Origin of the sequence: Nocardia rhizosphaerihabitans (assembly GCF_014646295.1) — a bacterium.
GTDB classification, from domain to species: Bacteria; Actinomycetota; Actinomycetes; order Mycobacteriales; family Mycobacteriaceae; genus Nocardia; species Nocardia rhizosphaerihabitans.
This window is the reverse complement of the sequence record NZ_BMNE01000017.1, coordinates 1-18,412: the sequence shown is the minus strand read 5'-3', so window position 1 is coordinate 18,412 and position 18,412 is coordinate 1. Positions and strand designations below refer to the sequence as shown.

The following is an 18,412-nucleotide window of genomic DNA, read 5'->3' as shown; positions in this document are numbered from 1 at the left end:
AGCTACGCGGCCGCGCGGTCGATCTTCGTCGCGCGGCCGCGGGTGGCGTTCGCCCCCGCGACGGCCAGCGGCAGCAGCCAGCCGAGGGCCAGCTGGTCGTAGGGCAGCAGGGCCTGGTCGAGCCGGTTGTGCACGTAGGCGATCGACAGTCCCGAGCGCGGGTCGACCCAGCCGAAGGAACCGCCGAGCCCGATGTGGCCGAAGCCGTTCCGCGCGCCGGGCATCGGCAAGGAGTGGTAGCCGAGGTGCCACATCATCGGCAGATAGAACAGCGCGTGGTCGAGCTGGTAGGTCTGCACGCGGCGGATCGCCGCGTGCGTGCTCGGCTGCAGGAACGGGCGCCCGTCGACGGTGCGGCCGTCGGCCAGCGCGGCGTACATCTTGGCCAGGCCCGCCGCGGTGCAGACACCGTTGCCCGCGGGCATCTCGGTGTCGAGGATCGTCGGCTCGTCGCCGTCGAGAATGCTGTCGAGACCGACGACGAACAGGCACCGCGCGGCCGCGCCGAGCGGGCCGGGAATGCGCATGCCGACGCGGTCGAGGAATCCGGCGGCGATCGGGTGGCCCGCCAGTTTCAGGTGCGCCCCGGCCAGTCGCGCGTACTCGGTCGACGAACCCGCGGCCGGACGGCCGAGATGGATGCCGTCGATGCCGAGCGGATCGGTGACCTCGCTGCGGATGAGCTCGCTCATGCCCTGGCCGGTGACGGCCCTGGCCAGGCCCGCGAGCAGCCAGCCGTAGGTGAGCGCGTGGTAGGTCGGGACGCCGAGCAGCCGATCGGGGGCGGCCAGCGCGAGCCGGTCCTCCATCAGCTCGTGATCGAGGGATTCGGTGGCGGTGGTGGCGACCGCGGGCAGCGAGGACAGCCCGGATCGGTGGGTGAGCACGTCGGCGACGGTGATCGCGCCCTTGCCCTTGGCGGCGAACTGCGGCCAGTATTCGGCGACCGGCGCCTGATAGTCGATCAGGCCGCGGTCGGCGAGCCGGTGGATGACGGTCGCGGTGACGCCCTTGGTCGCGGAGAACACGATAGGCGCGGTGTCGGCCGTCCACAGCCGGTCCCCGGCGCTGCCGGTCCAGAAATGGGCCAATGGTTCCCCGTGCCGATAGATCGCGAGGGCGCCGCCCGCACCGCGGCGATGGCCGATCAAGGTGGCGAAGGCGCGCACCAGTGGACCGAAACCGGCCGGGGCGAAACCGCCGACACCGGCCGGAAGGGCAGCACTGTCCTGCCCGTAAGCGTCGTTGCTCATCGTATAACCGTACGGTCGTCAGTTCGCCTAGGCAACGGTCGAACACCGACCGTGCCCTAGCCGTGCCCTGGACGTGTCACTCGGTGACCACGGTGCCCGCGTCGTCACCTTCTTCGAGCACGGCGAAACTGTGGCCCGAGATGAGTGTCCCCGCACCGGATTCGGTGGCGGGCGCCCAGGCGAGCAGAACCCGGCCGTGCACCGGGATCACCGCTTCGTCCTCGGCCAGGTTGCACACCACCGAGATCCGGCCGCGCCGCAGCACGAACCAGCGCTGCGCCTCGTCGTAGTCGGCCCAGACCCGTTCCAGCCAGGGGTCGGTGAACTCCGCCCTGGATGCGCGCAGTGTGAGCAGGGCGCGATAGCAGGCGAGCAGCCGGGCGTGGGGTTCGCGGGTCGGCTCGGTCCAGTCGAGCTTGGAGCGGGTGAAGGTGGCCGGGTCCTGCGGGTCGGGCACGTCCTCGGTGGCCCAGCCGTGCTCGGCGAACTCGGCCCTGCGCCCGGTCGCCGTCGCGGCGGCGACGTCCGGATCGGTGTGCGAGGTGAAGAACTGGAACGGCGTGCGCGCGCCCCACTCCTCCCCCATGAACAGCATCGGGGTGCTCGCCGAGAGCAGCACCAGCGCCGCTTTCACCGCGAGCTGGCCAGGGGTCAGGTAATCGCTCGGGCGGTCGCCGACGGCCCGGTTGCCGATCTGGTCGTGGGTGCAGGTGTAGCCGAGCAGGGCGCTGCCGGGAATCAGGTCGCGGCGCAGGGGCGTGCCATGGGTGCGGCCACGGAAGCTGGAATACGTTGCGGCGTGGAAGAATCCGTGGGTGAGGGTCTGCGCCAGGCAGGCCAGGGAACCGAAATCGGCGTAGTAGCCCTGTCGTTCGCCGGAGACGGCGGTGTGGACCGCGTGGTGCAGGTCGTCGTTCCACTGACCGGTCAGGCCGTAGCCGCCCGCCGCGCGGGGCGTGATCAGGCGGGGGTCGTTGAGGTCGCTCTCGGCGATCAGGCTGAGTGGGCGGCCCAGATGTGCTGACAGGGCGGTGGTTTCGACGACCAGCTCTTCGAGCAGGTGGATGGCAGTGTGGTCGACGAGGGCGTGGACGGCGTCGATGCGCAGGGCGTCGATGTGGAAGTCGCGCAGCCAGCACAGGGCGTTGTCGATGATGTGGCGGCGGACCGCGTCCGAGCCGGGCCCGTCCAGGTTGACGCTCTGCCCCCAGGTGTTGCGGCCCCCGGCGAGGTAGGGGCCGAAGCGCGGCAGGTAGTTGCCGGAGGGGCCGAGGTGGTTGTAGACGACGTCCAGGCACACCGCGAGGCCGCGGGCGTGGCAGGCGTCGACGAAGCGTTGCAGGCCGTCGGGTCCGCCGTAGCTCTCCTGCACCGCGTACCAGAGCACGCCGTCGTAGCCCCAGTTGTGGGTGCCGTCGAAGGCGTTGATCGGCATCAGCTCGACCGTGGTGACGCCGAGGGCGACGAGATGGTCGAGCCGGTCGATCGCGGCGTCGAAGGTGCCGTCGGGGGTGAAGGTGCCGATGTGCAGCTCGTAGAACACCGAGCCGGCCAGTTGCCTGCCGGTCCAGCCCTGATCGGTCCAGGCACCGGGATCGAGGTCGTGGACGGCGGAGAGTTCGTGGACGCCGTCGGGCTGACGCGGCGAGCGCGGGTCGGGCAGGACCGTCGGATCGTCGTCGATCGCGAAGCCGTATCTGGCGCCCTGACCTGCGTCTGCCTTGACCGACCACCAGCCGCCGCCGTTGCGGCGCATCGGGTGTGTCACCCCGTCCAGTTGCAGCCGCACCGCCCCCGCCTCCGGCGCCCACACCCGAAACTGCCTCATGGCCCCAGCATCGCATGCGCGCGGTGATCAGGCAGGACGACCAGCGAGGTCGCCCCGCCGAGCCGATTCCGGACGGGGCGGGCCGTCCGGCCCGGCTCGGCGAATGTTCATCGGCTCGATTACCTTGGGGCCGAAGAGTTTTCGAGATCACACTGCCGTCCAGGAGGGCGCGATGACCGACTCCCCCGCCGACGACCTAGGTCGACTGCTGAATTCCCCGCTGCCACCGAGCTTCGCCGAGCTGACCCCCGAGCAGCTCGCCGACCTGACCGGACTGGTCGAGGCCGGACTGCAGCACCGGATCGACGCGCTCACCGCCGATGCCTTCGGCGCCCTCGACAACCTGCCCGTCTTCCTGCGCGGCGCGGTACGCAAGGTGGTGGGCCTGTGACCGCGTCCGCCGTCGCCATCTCCCGGCTCGCCGCCGCGCTCGACGTCCCCGACGAACGGCTGAGCTTCCTCGCCGACCGCCCGGCCGCCGATATCGACACCTTCCGGCGGCTGGTGACCGGCTATTTCTTCGACTCCACCACCGACGGTCTCGGCAAGATCCTCGCCGCGGTCCGGGTGCTGCCGGCCCCCGTTGCCGCCAAGGTCGCCACCCACAACGACAGCGTGCTGATGACCGCCCACCTGGCCAGCGTGCTCGATATCCCGCGCGCGATCTCGGTGGCGCGACGGTTGCGCCCCGAGTTCCTCGCCAGGGCGGCCGCTTTCCTCGATCTGCAGCGGTCGGCGGAATTGATCGCGGGGTTGCCTGTCGACATGTCGCTGGCGGTGAGTCGCGAACTCGCCGCCCGCGAGGATTGGCTCACGCTCGGCTCGATCATCGAGATCGCCACCGAGGAGCAGCTGACGGCGTGCCTGCGCGGTCTGGATGCGGACGCGCTGCTGCGGGCCGCGCGGACCGTGGCCGATCTCGCGACGCTGGAGCGGGCCGCTGCGGTGGCGACCGAACCGCTGGCGACTCAGTTGCGTGATATCGCCGCCGTCGCGGTCGACGAAGCCTGACCTGCCTGTCACCGGCGGATAACTGAGTTCCGGTCGTCTTTCGGGGCGTCCGGCCGCGAGGTCTGGCCGGGAGGCGGTGACCTGGCAGCCGTACCCGTGTCTGCCAACTCGGGCGACGCAGCCGGGCCAACGTCAGTCGTGCGCTACCACACCGACGGGCCCGGCGCCGAAGCACAGTTGGGCGCCGGGAGTGAGCGCACGCACGCGCAGTGCCGAACCGCCGCCGAGCATGCGGAGATGGACGGGATGCAGCCCGGCCCGCACCTCGGCGACGGTTTCGGCGCCACCCTCGAACGACACGGCGATCGTGCCGTCCTGATCGGCGAGGTAGTTGAGCTGGGCGGTCCATTCGCGGATCTGCATCGGACCGTCCAGCGGCAGCCGCACCGCCTCTCCCCCGGCCACCCGGTAGTCGCATCCGGGTTCGGGGGCGGGCACGATCGAGCGGTTCCACCACACTTGGGCGTCGACAAGTCGACCGTCGTCGGTGAACATCCGCAGGTGCGGTGTCGACCGGGCGAACGTGCCGGGCCCGGCGAGCGAGGCGAACACCTGGTCGGTCATGTTCTGTGGGAAAGCCAGGGGGTTCAGCACATTCCACGGGACCTCTTGCGGCAGCAGCGGTGCGTCCACGCCCGGTAGCGCGGCTCGCACGCCGGTGACGTATGTGCGGGCGGGGCTCGGTTCCCACGACCGGGTGAAGGTGATGGTCGACAACACACTGCTCACCAGGAAGATTGCGGTGACCGCCACGCCTGCGACACGCCGCAGCGGAAGTGCCTGTGCCGCGAGCCCGGCACTGCGTTGAATATCCCGGTAGCCAGTTCCCGTATTGCGAGGTGCAGTCAGGATCAGTGCCACACCCAGGCAGCCGATGACGGCGAAATCCGCGAAGTAGCGGATGGACTGCAGCAATAGCGCCGCGGTGCCCGGCCCGTCGCGCAGCACCACCACGGGCGCGACGGTCAGTACTGTGTAGGCGGCCATGCACGCCCAGACCATGCCGACGCGGAGGCGCGTGCGGATCGTCCATGCCGCGAACAGGATCAGCAACGCCCAGCACAGGGCGACCGCGATACCCGGCGGGTCCGCCCACGGGGTCGCGGGTTGCCAGCGTTCCCACCGCCACGGTCCGCCGAACAGGGCGGGGACCAAGCCGTCCGAGAGTGCTTGCCGCAATAGCGCGGTGGGTTGTTCCGGGCGGGACAGTCCGCGTGGGCGCTGGATGACGAGCAGGAAGAACGCCGACCAGGCCAGTAGGACCGCGCCCGCCGCCGTCCACAACGCGGCGCCGCGGCGGGCGGCCGCGCGCACCGAGTCCCCCGACACGTACGCCAGCAGCGCCACCACCACGAAGGCGACCGGCAGCACGACGACAGCCTTCTCGAAGCACAGCAGCGCCACCGCGAGCACCGCCGCGCCCGAGACCGCGTAGCGCCTGCGCCCGGTCCGCACGAGCAGCACCGCGTCCGCGCTCACCCAGGCGAGCGCGATCTGCAACGGCAGCGCGTTCACCGCCGCCGACCACCAGGCGAACGCGGGCACGGTCAACGGCACGAACAGGTAGAAGACCAGCGGCACCAGCATCCGCGCGCCGGTCCCGAGCAGCACCACGACCAAGCGCAGCACCGCCAGCGAGGCCAGCAATTGCAACGCGACCAGCACGCCCGCCGCCGCACCCCATTGCAGCGGCGCCACCGCGGTCACCGCCCAGGTCAGCACGAACGCCAGCGGCATCACGTGCCCGTCGTGGCTGGTGAACAGCAGCTCGGCCGACCACAGCGGATGCCTGCCCACCTCGCCGATCAGGATGAAATCGTCCCAGTAGAAGAACCCCGACGCGGCGACCCAGCTACGCAGCACCAGCTGGAGCGCGATCAATCCGGCCGCGACGAGCAGCACGGCGCGCGGCGGCACGCGCGGCCGCGACGGCATCGCGGGCCGCGGTGGTGCGTCGAGTCGAGTCGCTGTCGTCACGTCTCTCGACGCTAGCCCGTCGTTCGCGGTGTTTCGATCAGTACCCGCCGGGGCAACCCACGATCGGCTCGTCCCGGCGGATCCGCTGCGATGATCGAGGGTCAGCCCAGGCAGCCGGGACCGAGCAGGGCCTTCAGATCACCCATCAACGCCGAGGACGGGGAGACCCGCCAGCTGTCGTCGAGCTTGAGCAGGGTGGTCTTCTCGCGCGCGCCGACGTGGCGGACGTGCACATCCGAGGTGCCGGGGTGGCGGGACAGGACCTTCTTGAGCTCACCGATCTTGTCGGGCGTGCACATGCGCGTCGTCATCACGACCGAGACGGGCTTGGCCACGCCGATGGCCGAAAGATCTGGCACCACAAGGTCGTTGGCGATCAGCGAGATCCGGTCGTCGCGGACGGAGACGCGGGCCTTGACCAGCACCACCGCGTCCTCGACCACGTCCATGCCGTACACCGAGTAGGACTGCGGGAAGAACAGCACCTCCACACCACCGGTGAGGTCCTCGAGCTGCGCCGATGCCCAGGCCAGGCCGTTCTTGTTGATGCGCCGGTTCACCGAGGCGAGGATGCCGCCGATGGTCACCTGCGCGCCGTCCTTGACGTCGCCTTCCAGGATCGCCGGGATGGGGGTGTCGACCTGGGCGGCCAGCACGTGCTCGACGCCGTTGAGCGGATGCCCGGACACATACAGGCCCAGCATCTCCCGCTCCAGGGCGAGCTTGTGCTTGGTCTCCCATTCGTCCTCGGGAACCTTCACGTTGAACACCGAGGCCACCGAGTCGTCGCCGTCGTCCAAGCCGCCGAACAGGTCGAACTGGCCGATCGCCTCGGCCTTCTTCGTCGACATCACCGCGTCGATCGCATCGGAATGGATCAGCAGCAGGCCCTTGCGCGGATGTCCGAGGGAGTCGAAACCGCCTGCCTTGATGAGCGATTCGGTGACCTTCTTGGAGCAGGCGATCGCGTCGATCTTGTTCAGGTAGTCGGAGAAGTCGGTGAACTTCGACTTCTCTTTGCGGGCGGCGATGATCGAGGACACCACGTTGGCGCCGACATTGCGCACCGCACCCAGACCGAAGCGGATGTCCTTGCCGACCGAGGCGAAGTTCTGTTCGGACTCGTTGACATCCGGCGGCAGCACCGTGATGCCCATCTTGCGGCAGTCCGACAGGTAGATGGCGGCCTTGTCCTTGTCGTCACCGACGGAGGTGAGCAGACCGGCCATGTATTCGGCGGGGTAGTTGGCCTTGAGGTAGGCGGTCCAGAAGGAGACCAGGCCGTAGCCTGCGGCGTGCGACTTGTTGAACGCGTAGCCGGCGAACGGGAGGATGGTGTCCCACAGCGCCTTGATGGCGGGTTCGGAGAAGTCGTTCTTGAGCATGCCCTCGCGGAAGCCCGCGTAGGCCTCCTCCAGCACCGAGAGCTTCTTCTTACCCATGGCGCGGCGCAGGATGTCGGCCTGGCCGAGGGAGTACCCGGCGACCTTCTGCGCGATCTGCATGATCTGTTCCTGATAGACGATCAGGCCGAAGGTGTCGGCGAGGATCTCTTTCAGCGGCTCTTCGAGCTCGGGGTGGATCGGCTTGACCTCTTGGCGGCCGTTCTTGCGGTCGGCGTAGTCGTTGTGGGCGTTCATGCCCATCGGGCCGGGGCGATACAGCGCCAGCACGGCCACGATGTCCTCGAAGCCGGTGGGCTGCATGCGGCGCAGCAGATCGCGCATGGCACTGCCGTCGAGCTGGAACACGCCGAGGGTGTCGCCGCGGGCGAGCAGTTCGTAGGTGGCCGGGTCGTTGAGCGGCAGGTGATCCATGTCGAGATCGATGCCGCGGTTGGCCTTGATGTTCTCCAGGGCGTCACCGATGACGGTGAGGTTGCGCAGACCGAGGAAGTCCATCTTCAGCAGGCCGATGGCCTCACACGACGGATAGTCCCAACCGGTGATGATCGCGCCGTCCTGCGCGCGTTTCCACACCGGGATGGCGTCGGTCAGCGGCTCCGAGGACATGATGACCGCGCAGGCGTGCACGCCGGCGTTGCGGATCAGGCCTTCCAGGCCGCGGGCGGTCTCGTAGATCTTGGCGACATCGGGGTTGGAGCCGATGAGCTCGCGCACCTCGGCGGCTTCCTTGTACCGCTCGTGCTCCGGGTCGGTGATGCCCGAGACCGAGATGTCCTTGGCCATGATCGGCGGCGGCAGCGCCTTGGTGATCTGGTCGGCGATGGCGAAACCGGGCTGGCCGAACAGCACTCGCGCCGAGTCCTTGATCGCGGCCTTGGTCTTGATGGTGCCGAAGGTGATCACCTGAGCCACCCGGTCGCTGCCCCACTTGTCGGTGGCGTAGCGGACCATCTCACCGCGGCGGCGATCGTCGAAGTCGATATCGATATCGGGCATCGACACGCGCTCGGGGTTGAGGAACCGCTCGAACAGCAGACCGTGCGGGATCGGGTCGATATTGGTGATGCCCATCGCGTACGCCACCAGCGAACCGGCGGCCGAACCACGGCCGGGGCCGACGCGGATGCCGACATCGAGGGCGTGGCGGATCAGGTCACCGACGACGAGGAAGTAGGCGGGGAAACCCATTTCGCAGATGACGCCGAGCTCGTAGTCGGCACGCGCGAGGTATTCCTGCGGCGGGCCGTCGGGGAAGCGGCGATCCAGGCCGTCGAGGACTTCCTTGCGCAGCCAGGTGGCCTGGGTGTGGCCCTCGGGCACCGGGAAGATCGGCATCCGGTCGCGGTGGGCCCACACGTCGTCGTAGGACTGCACGCGCTCACCGATGAGCTCGGTGTTGTCGCACGCGCCGGGGACTTCCGCGTCCCAGATGGCGCGCATCTCCGCGGCGGACTTCAGGTAGTAGCCGTCACCGTCGAACTTGAAGCGGGTCGGGTCAGAGAGCGTCTTGCCGGTCTGGATGCACAGCAGCGCTTCGTGATTGGTCGACTGGTCCTTGGTGACGTAATGGCAGTCGTTGGTGGCGATGGGCGGGATCTCGAGCTGATGGCTGATCGAGATCAGGCCTTCGCGGACCCGGCGCTCGATGGACAGACCGTGGTCCATCACCTCGAGGAAGAAATTGTCCTTGCCGAAGATCTCCTGCCATTTCGCGGCAGCCTCGAGCGCCTCGCGTTCGTGACCGAGGCGCAGCCGGGTCTGCACCTCACCCGACGGGCAGCCCGTCGTGGCGATGATGCCCTCGGCGTACTGGGCGATGATCTCCTCGTCCATGCGCGCCCACTTGCCCAGCTGACCTTCGATGGAGGCCAGGCTCGACAGCTTGAACAGGTTGCGCAGGCCGGTCGCGTTCTCGGCGACCATCGTCATGTGGGTGTAGGCACCCGAACCCGAGACGTCGTCGCTCTTCTGCCCCGGATCACCCCACTGCACGCGCTTGGTGTCGAACCGGGAACCCGGCGCGATGTAGGCCTCGATGCCGATGATCGGCTTGATGCCCGCCTTCTTGGCCGAGTTGTAGAACTCCGAGGCGCCGTACATGTTGCCGTGGTCGGTCATGCCGACGGCGGTCATGCCCAGCCGTTCCGCCTCCGCGAACAGCGGCGAAATTTTCGCCGCACCATCGAGCATGGAGTACTCGGTGTGGTTGTGCAGGTGAACGAACGATCCGGACGAGGCCAAGACGGTCCTTCCTCCCAGGGTGTCGACGGGGGTTGGCATTGGCATTCTAGGCACGTGGGTCCGACAACTTTTCCCGTGCCACACGGGCGCCCGGCCCCCGCCTCGGCCCGGTCCGGCGTGTCGTGTCGAAGGTCACCGGCGAGTCCTGGGCAACGTCCGTTTTCCGCCAGTTTCTCGGCGTTGTGCCCGGCGCGCGGCCGCCCGTCGGCGATCACCGGCGCACCGCGTCGGCTTGCGGCGATAATCGGCGGATGTCCGCACCGGGTGGCGAGAAGTTTCCGGCCGCTGTGGATTCATGATGGCCGGTTGATGACACGGGCAGACGGGAGCGCACGGTGACGACCACGGCAGTGGTGCTGGCGTGTGTGGTGATCGTCCTGATCACCGCGTGGTTGGTGTGGCGGCGGACCCAGCGGGTCGTGACCACCCCTGCCCAGCGCGCCGTTCATCAGGCGTTGCATACCGCGTCGCTGGCCGCGGTGCCGTTGCGGCGGGGGTTGACGGCGGAGGCGGCACGGGAGGCGGCGCCGCATCTGCGGGCGCTGGCCGGGGCCGAGGCGCTGGGCGTGGTGGATGCGGAGGCGACGTTGCTGGCATGGGATGGGGCGCATACGGGGATGGCCGATGCCTTCGCCGAGGCGGCGCGGCGGGCGATCGCCGACGAGCGGGCGGTGCTGGTCGGTGGAGACGAGCATTCGCTCATCGCGCAGCCGCTGCTGATCGAGACGGGGGCGGCGGTGGGGGCGCTCGGGATGGTGACCACCGGGAAGCCGGGGCCCGGCATGCTCGGGGCGGCGGGTGAGGTCGCCCGGTATGCGTGCGGGCAGCTGGAGCTGGCCGAGCTGGACGCCTCCAGGGCCCGGGTCGACCGAGCCGAACTGCGGGCGCTGCGGGCGCAGATCAGTCCGCATTTCATCTACAACGCGCTCAATACGATCGCCTCGTTCGTCCGCACCGATCCCGACCGGGCCCGCGAACTCATCCTCGAATTCGCCGACTTCACCCGCTATTCGTTCCGCGCCGCAGGCGAATTCACCGTCCTCGCCGACGAATTGCGCAATATCGAGCGTTACCTCGCCCTGGAACAGGCCCGCTTCGGCGACGCACTCGACGTGCGGTTGCAGATCGCGCCGGAAGTACTCGGCGTGGTGCTGCCGTTCCTGGCGCTGCAGCCGCTGGTGGAGAACGCGGTCCGGCACGGCCTCGGCGGCGGCGGTCGCGGCGGCCAATTGAGCATCGTCGCCAGCGATGAGGGCACCGACTGCCTGATCAGCGTCGAGGACGACGGCATCGGCATGGACCCCGAACTCCTGCGCTCGGGCGCCCTCGACGCCGTCGACACCGACACCGGCCCCGCCCGCACCGGCGAAGCCGCCCACGTCGGCCTCGCCAACGTCGACGACCGCCTCCGCGCCGCCTTCGGCAACGACTACGGCCTGGTCGTGGACACCGCCCCCGGCGCGGGCACGAAAGTCAGCATGCGGGTACCGAAATTCCGAGCCGGAATCCGCGCCTGATGTCAGTTCGTCGTCAGCTCCGGAATCCCTCTGGAAGGACGATCCGGTTCAACCAAGCGTCCTGGTGATCCACCAACGCGATATCGAGCGGCAACGGCACGAAGCGACAAGCGAATACCAGTCCACTGTCCTCGTCGTCACTGACGACTCGATGCACCCAGGCATCGGCCGAATCCGCCGGTGCCCGAAGATGAAAATAGGTGGTCCAGCGAGGTTGTTGCGTACCCGGATGCGGTCGACGGTCCACACCCATAGGCTCCACAACGGAAACGCCGACCAGCCCCGTCTCCTCGGCGATCTCCCGAAGAACAGCTGATTCGAGCTCCTCCCCCTGGCGAACCCCACCGGCCGGAATCTGAGTCCCCGCTTCGGGCATACCGACATGGTCGAAGACAAGAAGTTCCGGAACCTCCCGATCCCGAACCACATACCCGGCGACGCGAATTCTCGGTTCCAGCATTTTCACCTCATGACCAGACGCAGAAATGGTTCCACTATCGGCTCGGGCTCAGAAAATAGTGCAGGACTGCCGGTCTGCCGTCCGGGGTCGTCCAGCCTCCCGGACCGCTGTGGATCTTCTTCCAGCCTGCGCTGTCGTACAGCGAAAGTGCGGCTGTGCCACCGGCTTCCACGGAGAGGACCGCCCGGCGGGCGCGTTGGTCGGCCATGTTCACGGCGGCGGCGAGGAGTTGGCGGCCGATGTCGAGGCGGCGGTGGGACGGGATGACGAACAGGCGGATTACCGAGATCAGTTCGGTATCGGGGATCGCGGCATGAATCTCGGTGGGGAGGACGCTGTCGCCTATTCCGACCTGTCCGACGATGGTGTGGTTCGACTCGGCGACGCGGGCGTCGATCTGTTTGACCGGGCACAACCAGGCGGCGGGGTTCTCGGGCCACAGTGCCGGATAGCCGTCGGCCTCGTGCACCTCACGCAGAGCCGCGACGCAGGACGGTAGGTCCTCGGCGTTTCTGGGCCGGATGGTGATCACCGGTGTCGCCCCTCCTCGACGCTGCGGCAGGTCGTGCGGCCGCCGATCGGGCGGAGGGATCTGCCGGGTGAACTCGGGAGGATACCGTTCTCGGTGATCTGGGGCGACGGTTACCATGGACAGGCTGTGACCTGGAACACCGATGAATCCCCGACCGCTCTGCGAGTGCTCGCCGTCGATGACGAGAAGCCGGCGCTCGACGAGCTGGTGTATCTGCTGAGTACCCAGAGCGGGGTCGGGGAGATTCATCGGGCGGGTGAGTCGACGAGTGCGTTGCGGTTGTTGCGGGCGCACCCGATCGATGCGGTGTTTCTCGATATCGATATGCCGGGGCTCACGGGGATGGAGCTGGCGGGGATTCTGTCGGAGTTCGCCGAGCCGCCCGCGGTGGTGTTCGTGACGGCGCATGACGATCACGCGGTGGCGGCGTTCGATCTGGGCGCGGTGGATTACCTGCTGAAGCCGTTGCGGGCGGCGCGGCTGGCCGAGGCGGTGCGGCGAATCGTCGCCGCCAGGGTGTCGGTGCAGGCCGCCACACCGCCGGAGCCCGCGCATCCGAGCGAGGTGATTCCGGTGGAGCTCGGCGGGGTCACCACCTTGGTCAACCGGGCCGATGTCGCCTGGGTCGAAGCCGACGGGGACTACGCACGGCTGCACACCGGCACCGGCTCACATCTGGTGCGGATCCCGCTCTCGGCGCTCGAATCACGGTGGGAGGACGCCGGATTCCTGCGCGTGCACCGGTCGTACCTGGTGGCATTGCGGCTGGTCACCGGGTTGCGCAGTGCCGGTACCGGCACGGTGGTGTGCCTGCGTGCCGAGGGGGCGGCCGGTGCGGTGGAACTGCCGGTGAGCCGGCGTCAGGTACGCGAACTCAAGCAGCGGCTGGTGCACGGTCCGCGACAGAACTGGTCGCAGCGGTGACGGGTCCGCAGCGGCCACCACGGGAACGGGTGGTGCTGGCGCAGCGGCGCGGTGCACGTCAGGTGCGCACCCGCACCGAGGTTGTCGAGCAGACCGATCTCGGCGCGGCGCTGATCGGCGGACTGATCCGGGCGCAGCTGGGTCTGGCCCTGCGCCTCGGTCTGGTCGTGGTCGCCGGGTTCGGAGCGCTACCCGTGCTGTTCAGCATCGACGCGATCGCCGAGACGACGGTCGCCGGTATCCGCCTGCCCTGGCTCGTCCTCGGGCTACTGGCCTTTCCGGCGCTCTACGCGGTCGGCCGGGCGTACGTGCGGCTGGCCCAACGCAACGAGGACGACTTCCTGGAACTGGCCGGGGACTGACCGATGGCCCACCGCAGTCCCCGGGACGGAAGCTCCCGATGAGTCCCGACAACCCCGCGCTCACCATCGCCGCTCTCCTGCTGGCCGCACTCGCCACCGTCGGGATCGGGTTCTACGGAGTTCGCCTGTCGCGCACAACGTCCGACTTCCTGGTCGCCTCACGCACGGTAGGTTCACGCTGGAACGCGGCCGCGATCTCGGGCGAATATCTCTCCGCTGCTTCCTTTCTCGGTGTCGCCGGGCTCATCGCCAAGTACGGTGCCGACGCGCTGTGGTACCCGGTCGGCTTCACCGCGGGATATCTGGGACTGCTGATGTTCGTCGCGGCACCGCTGCGCCGATCGGGCGCCTACACCGTCCCAGACTTCGCGGAATTCCGCCTCGGCTCGATCCGGTTGCGGCGCATGGCCGCCGGGCTCGTGGTGCTGGTGTGCGCGGTGTACCTGATCCCCCAGTTCCAGGGCGCCGGGCTGACGCTGCACATCCTGCTCGGGGCGCCGCACTGGGTGGGGGCAGTCGCGGTCGGGGCGATCGTGCTCGCGAATGTGATCGGCGGCGGCATGCGGTCGGTGACATTGGTGCAGGCCTTCCAGTACTGGCTGAAACTGACCGCGGTGGCGGTGCCCGCGCTGGTACTCGGCCTGCACTTCCTCGCCGACGAACGGCCGGTCGGCACCCCGGCGCCACCGCTGGTCGACCAGCGCACCACGGTCGACATCTCCACCGATGTGGTGGTGCACCTGGATGTTTCGCAGCAGGTGACCGTCACCGGCACCCTCGACAGGCGCACCGAGGACGGACCGGTCCTGCTCACGCCCGGCAACCACACCCTGGCGGCAGGCACCGAACTGATCCTCGAACCGGGATCGGCGGTCCCGGTGGTCGCCGGTGCGCCCGCCGACGGTGCGAGCTGGGTCGCGGCGGGTGGCGGATTCGGTGGCGAACATCCGCAGTACCAGGTGTTCTCGCTGATCGTGGCGACGTTCCTCGGCACCATGGGTCTGCCGCATGTGCTGGTCCGCTTCTACACCAATCGGGACGGTCCGTCGGCCCGCCGGACCGCGCTGACCGTGATCGGGCTGGTCGGCCTGTTCTATCTGTTCCCGATCCTGCTCGGCGTCTTCGCCCGCCTCTACGTGCCGCAATTGCTGATCACCGGCGCCTCCGACGCCGCGGTGGTCCTGCTGCCGGGCGCGGTGCTCGGTGGACTCGGCGGGCAACTGCTCGCCGCCCTGGCCGCCGCGGGTGCGATCGCGGCGTTCCTGTCCACCTCCTCGGGTCTGCTGGTCAGCCTCGCCGGCGTGCTCAGCACCGACGTGCTGCGCGGCCGGATCCGCGACTTCCGCGCCGCAGCTCTCGTCGCCGGGCTCGTCCCGCTGACACTGGCGCTGACCGTCGCTTCCCTCGACCTGTCCCGCACGGTCGCACTCGCGTTCTCGGTGGCCGCCTCGACCCTGTGCCCACTGCTGGTACTCGGCATCTGGTGGCGCGGGCTCACCGCGGCGGGCGCGGCGAGCGGGCTGCTCACCGGCGGTATCACCGCGGGCGGCGCGACCGTGCTCGCGGTGCTCGGCGGGGTATCCCCCGAGCTGGCCGGCGGCTGGGCGTCGGCGATCGTCGACTATCCGGGCGCGGTCAGTGTGCCGCTGGCGTTCGCGGTGACGATCCTGGTCAGCCTTCTGACGAAGGGTCAGGACACACGGACGATCGCGGGGATATTCCTGCGCATGCACGCGCCGGAACGACTCGGCATGAGCGCCGACCGCGACCCGGAAACCGCCGCCCACCGGTGATCTTGCGCTGACCGTTCGTCGCGCCACAGCGACCGTTCACCGCACGAGCGACCACCTTCACCGAGTGACCCACGCCACACCATCATGCGCGCACGTTCGACGTCCTACGGTCATCCCACGCACGACACTCCTCACGCTAGGACCACACCGCATGACCGAGTCAAGGCCCGAAGGAGGCAGCCTGCGTAACCACGTAGGGCCTCTCGGGCATGCACAGAAGGACGCAGCATGACCGAAACCGACACCGAAAAAGCGCCCGACCGGCGCACGCCGAGTGCCGACGAATGGCTCGCCGTGCAGGCGAGCCCGCAGTTCCAGGATCTGCGCAACCGCCTGCGCCGCTTCGTCTTCCCGATGACCGCGCTGTTTCTGGTGTGGTACCTGAGCTATGTGCTGCTCGGCGCGTACGCGCACGACTTCATGGCGACCGAGGTCTTCGGCAACATCAACGTGGGTCTGCTGCTGGGCCTCGGGCAGTTCGTCTCCACGTTCCTCATCACCGGGCTCTACGTCCGTTTCGCCAATCGTGAGCTGGACCCGCGCGCCGCGGCCATCCGCGAATCTCTCGAGGAGGGTCGCGCATGAGCGTGCTCGCCGCGGATACGACGGTGGGCAACCCCATCGCCAATATCGCCATCTTCGCGCTGTTCGTCGTGGTCACCATGGTCGTGGTGATCCGGGCCAGCCGCAACAATGCCAGTGCCGCCGACTATTTCACCGGCGGCCGCGGCTTCTCCGGTCCACAGAACGGCATCGCCATCGCCGGTGACTACCTGTCGGCGGCGAGCTTCCTCGGTATCGCGGGCGCGATCGCCGTCTACGGCTACGACGGGTTCCTGTACTCGATCGGGTTCCTGGTCGCCTGGCTGGTCGCGCTGCTGCTGGTGGCCGAAATGCTGCGCAACACCGGCAAATTCACGATGGCCGACGTGCTCAGCTTCCGGTTGAAGGAAGGCCCGGTGCGCACCGCGGCCGCGCTGACCACCCTGACGGTGTCGCTGTTCTACCTGCTCGCGCAGATGGCGGGCGCGGGCGGGCTGGTCGCGCTGCTGCTCGACATCTCGTCTCGTGCGGGGCAATCGGTCGTGATCGCGATCGTCGGCGTGCTGATGATCGTCTACGTGCTGGTCGGCGGTATGAAGGGCACCACCTGGGTGCAGATCATCAAGGCGGTGCTGCTGATCGCGGGCGCCGCGCTGATGACGGTGCTGGTGCTGGCCAAGTTCGGCTTCAACTTCTCCGACATCCTCGGAGCCGCACAGGAATCGGTGAGCGAGTCGGCGAACAAGGCCGTCGCCGCCCGTGACGTGCTCGCGCCGGGCGCCCAGTACGGCGGCAGCGAAACCTCGAAGCTGAACTTCCTGTCGCTGGGTCTGGCGCTGGTGCTGGGCACCGCGGGTCTGCCGCACGTGCTGATGCGCTTCTACACCGTGCCCACGGCGAAAGAGGCTCGGCGCTCGGTGGTCTGGGCGATCAGTCTGATCGGCGCGTTCTACCTGTTCACCCTCGTGCTCGGGTACGGCGCGGCGGCCATCGTCGGCCCGGACAAGATCCTCGCCGCGGCGGGTGGCCAGAACTCGGCGGCTCCGCTGCTGGCGTTCGAGCTGGGCGGGGTGATTCTGCTCGGCGTGATCTCGGCGGTCGCGTTCGCGACGATCCTCGCCGTCGTGGCCGGTCTGACGATCACCGCTTCGGCGTCGTTCGCCCACGACATCTACGCCAGCGTGATCAAGAAGGGCAATGTCGACGAGCGCAAGCAGGTGCGGGTCTCACGGATCACCGCCGTGGTGATCGGTGTGCTCGCGATCGGCCTCGGCATCCTGGCCAACGGCCAGAACATCGCGTTCCTGGTGGCGCTGGCGTTCGCGGTGGCGGCGGCGGCGAACCTGCCGACGATCCTGTACTCGCTGTTCTGGAAGCGGTTCAACACCACCGGCGCGCTGTGGTCGATGTACGGCGGCCTGATCTCGACCATCGTGCTCATCGTGTTCTCCCCGGCGGTGTCGGGCACCAAGACCTCGATGATCACCGGGACCGATTTCCACTGGTTCCCGTTGTCCAACCCGGGCATCGTGTCGATCCCGCTGGCCTTCGCGCTCGGCATCGTCGGCACCTATCTCGGTGGCCGCGGCGAGCAGGTCGACACCGCCAAGGCCGCGGAGATGGAAGTTCGCTCGCTTACCGGTGTCGGTGCGGAGAAGGCGATCTCGCACTGATGCCGTCCTGCCCGGGCCGGTGGTGACCCCACCGGCCCGGGCGTTACCCCTGTTGTTCGAAGGAGATTTCTTGTGACCGGTGCAGTCACCGACCCCACCCGACCCGACCACGCGACCGCTTATCCGCCCGCCGCGGAGTTCGTCGCGCAGGCCAATGCCGATGCCACGCTCGCCGAGCGGGCGCTGACCGATCGCGACGGTTTCTGGGCCGAGCAGGCGAACCGGCTGCACTGGCACAAGCCGTTCACCCAGGTCCTGGACTGGAGCGATGCGCCGGTGGCGCGCTGGTTCGCCGACGGCGAGCTCAATGTCGCCTACAACTGCGTCGACCGGCATGTCATCGACGGGCACGGCGATCAGGTGGCCATCCACTGGGAGGGTGAGCCCGGGGATTCCCGCGACATCACCTATCAGGAGCTGCTCGACGACGTCTCGCGGGCTGCCAACGCTTTCACCGCGCTCGGGCTGGTGGCGGGTGATCGGGTCGCGGTGTATATGCCGATGGTTCCCGAGGCGATCGTGACCATGTTGGCTTGTGCGCGTTTGGGTCTCACCCATTCGGTGGTGTTCGCGGGCTTCTCGCCGACGGCGCTGCGTCAGCGGGTCGACGACGCGCAGGCGCGGTTGATCGTCACGACCGACGGGCAGTGGCGGCGCGGTAAGCCGGCACCGTTGAAGTCGGCGGTCGACGAGGCACTCGGCGACGATCCGTCCTCGGTCGAGCATGTGCTGGTGGTGCGGCGCACGGGCCTGGATGTGCCGTGGACCGAGGTCCGCGATCTGTGGTGGGACGAAACCGTCTCTCTCGCTTCGCCTTCGCACGAAGCACAACCCTTCCCCGCCGAACACCCCCTGTTCATCCTCTACACCTCCGGCACCACCGGAAAACCCA

15 protein-coding genes are annotated in these 18,412 nt (G+C 68.6%); 9 read left to right on the top strand and 6 right to left on the bottom strand.

The features are described 5' to 3' along the window. Positions 1-2: 2 nt before the first annotated feature. Together IEY60_RS34890 and treZ are read right to left on the bottom strand one after the other, a co-directional pair. Positions 3-1,253 (bottom strand): serine hydrolase domain-containing protein, encoded by a 1,251-nt coding sequence (locus IEY60_RS34890; RefSeq protein WP_189034828.1) that lies wholly within the window; start codon positions 1,251-1,253, stop codon positions 3-5. 76 nt (positions 1,254-1,329) lie between these two features. After that, the gene (gene treZ / locus IEY60_RS34885) at positions 1,330-3,081 is read right to left on the bottom strand and encodes a malto-oligosyltrehalose trehalohydrolase (RefSeq protein ID WP_189034827.1); all 1,752 of its coding nucleotides are present in this window, start codon (positions 3,079-3,081) and stop codon (positions 1,330-1,332) included. Between the two features lie 172 nt (positions 3,082-3,253). Here treZ and IEY60_RS34880 point away from each other — a divergent pair, with 172 nt between their 5' ends. Together IEY60_RS34880 and IEY60_RS34875 are read left to right on the top strand one after the other, a co-directional pair. Beyond that, positions 3,254-3,472: a hypothetical protein gene (locus tag IEY60_RS34880; protein ID WP_189034826.1), complete on the top strand. Its 219-nt coding sequence runs from the start codon at positions 3,254-3,256 to the stop codon at positions 3,470-3,472. Continuing rightward, positions 3,469-4,092 carry a hypothetical protein gene (locus IEY60_RS34875; RefSeq protein WP_189034825.1) on the top strand — a complete coding sequence of 208 codons (624 nt, stop codon included), beginning with the start codon at positions 3,469-3,471 and terminating at the stop codon, positions 4,090-4,092. Before IEY60_RS34880 ends, IEY60_RS34875 begins: the two co-directional genes overlap by 4 nt. A gap of 132 nt (positions 4,093-4,224) precedes the next feature. Here the strand turns inward: IEY60_RS34875 and IEY60_RS34870 are convergent, their stop codons facing one another. Further along, positions 4,225-6,069 (bottom strand): hypothetical protein, encoded by a 1,845-nt coding sequence (locus IEY60_RS34870; RefSeq protein WP_229740397.1) that lies wholly within the window; start codon positions 6,067-6,069, stop codon positions 4,225-4,227. 101 nt (positions 6,070-6,170) lie between these two features. Next, positions 6,171-9,755, bottom strand: coding sequence for a DNA polymerase III subunit alpha (gene dnaE / locus IEY60_RS34865; protein WP_189034824.1), 3,585 nt, complete (start codon positions 9,753-9,755; stop codon positions 6,171-6,173). A gap of 296 nt (positions 9,756-10,051) precedes the next feature. On the opposite strand from dnaE, the gene IEY60_RS34860 reads away from it, so the two are divergent. Continuing rightward, entirely contained in the window at positions 10,052-11,233 is a 1,182-nt protein-coding gene (locus IEY60_RS34860; RefSeq protein ID WP_189034823.1) for a sensor histidine kinase, read from the top strand. A 13-nt stretch (positions 11,234-11,246) separates the two neighbouring features. On the opposite strand, the gene IEY60_RS34855 is transcribed toward IEY60_RS34860, so the two are convergent. Both IEY60_RS34855 and IEY60_RS34850 read right to left on the bottom strand, forming a co-directional pair. Continuing rightward, positions 11,247-11,693, bottom strand: a complete 447-nt coding sequence (locus IEY60_RS34855) for an NUDIX hydrolase (protein WP_189034841.1) — start codon at positions 11,691-11,693, stop codon at positions 11,247-11,249. 34 nt (positions 11,694-11,727) lie between these two features. Beyond that, positions 11,728-12,225: a GNAT family N-acetyltransferase gene (locus IEY60_RS34850; RefSeq protein ID WP_189034822.1), complete on the bottom strand. Its 498-nt coding sequence runs from the start codon at positions 12,223-12,225 to the stop codon at positions 11,728-11,730. A gap of 126 nt (positions 12,226-12,351) precedes the next feature. Here IEY60_RS34850 and IEY60_RS34845 point away from each other — a divergent pair, with 126 nt between their 5' ends. From IEY60_RS34845 to IEY60_RS34820, 6 genes are all read left to right on the top strand, one after another. Then, positions 12,352-13,149, top strand: a complete 798-nt coding sequence (locus tag IEY60_RS34845) for a LytR/AlgR family response regulator transcription factor (RefSeq protein ID WP_189034821.1) — start codon at positions 12,352-12,354, stop codon at positions 13,147-13,149. After that, positions 13,146-13,511: a hypothetical protein gene (locus tag IEY60_RS34840; RefSeq protein WP_189034820.1), complete on the top strand. Its 366-nt coding sequence runs from the start codon at positions 13,146-13,148 to the stop codon at positions 13,509-13,511. Before IEY60_RS34845 ends, IEY60_RS34840 begins: the two co-directional genes overlap by 4 nt. A 38-nt stretch (positions 13,512-13,549) precedes the next feature. Continuing rightward, positions 13,550-15,304 carry a sodium/solute symporter gene (locus IEY60_RS34835; RefSeq protein WP_189034819.1) on the top strand — a complete coding sequence of 585 codons (1,755 nt, stop codon included), beginning with the start codon at positions 13,550-13,552 and terminating at the stop codon, positions 15,302-15,304. Positions 15,305-15,532: 228 nt separating this feature from the next. Next, positions 15,533-15,889, top strand: coding sequence for a DUF485 domain-containing protein (locus tag IEY60_RS34830; RefSeq protein ID WP_189034818.1), 357 nt, complete (start codon positions 15,533-15,535; stop codon positions 15,887-15,889). After that, positions 15,886-17,520: a monocarboxylic acid transporter gene (locus tag IEY60_RS34825; protein ID WP_189034817.1), complete on the top strand. Its 1,635-nt coding sequence runs from the start codon at positions 15,886-15,888 to the stop codon at positions 17,518-17,520. The genes IEY60_RS34830 and IEY60_RS34825 overlap by 4 nt, the downstream gene beginning before the upstream one ends. A gap of 72 nt (positions 17,521-17,592) precedes the next feature. Continuing rightward, on the top strand, positions 17,593-18,412 hold an 820-nt coding region (locus IEY60_RS34820; RefSeq protein WP_189034816.1), incomplete at its 3' end, for an AMP-binding protein.

Excerpts from the sequence above, each read along its gene's own strand:
- IEY60_RS34890 (WP_189034828.1), bottom strand. The coding sequence starts at position 1,253 with ATGAGCAACGACGCTTACGGGCAGGACAGTGCTGCCCTTCCGGCCGGT.
- treZ (WP_189034827.1), bottom strand. The coding sequence starts at position 3,081 with ATGAGGCAGTTTCGGGTGTGGGCGCCGGAGGCGGGGGCGGTGCGGCTG.
- IEY60_RS34880 (WP_189034826.1), top strand. The coding sequence starts at position 3,254 with ATGACCGACTCCCCCGCCGACGACCTAGGTCGACTGCTGAATTCCCCG.
- dnaE (WP_189034824.1), bottom strand. The coding sequence starts at position 9,755 with ATGCCAACCCCCGTCGACACCCTGGGAGGAAGGACCGTCTTGGCCTCG.
- IEY60_RS34855 (WP_189034841.1), bottom strand. The coding sequence starts at position 11,693 with ATGCTGGAACCGAGAATTCGCGTCGCCGGGTATGTGGTTCGGGATCGG.
- IEY60_RS34835 (WP_189034819.1), top strand. The coding sequence starts at position 13,550 with ATGAGTCCCGACAACCCCGCGCTCACCATCGCCGCTCTCCTGCTGGCC.
- IEY60_RS34830 (WP_189034818.1), top strand. The coding sequence starts at position 15,533 with ATGACCGAAACCGACACCGAAAAAGCGCCCGACCGGCGCACGCCGAGT.
- IEY60_RS34825 (WP_189034817.1), top strand. The coding sequence starts at position 15,886 with ATGAGCGTGCTCGCCGCGGATACGACGGTGGGCAACCCCATCGCCAAT.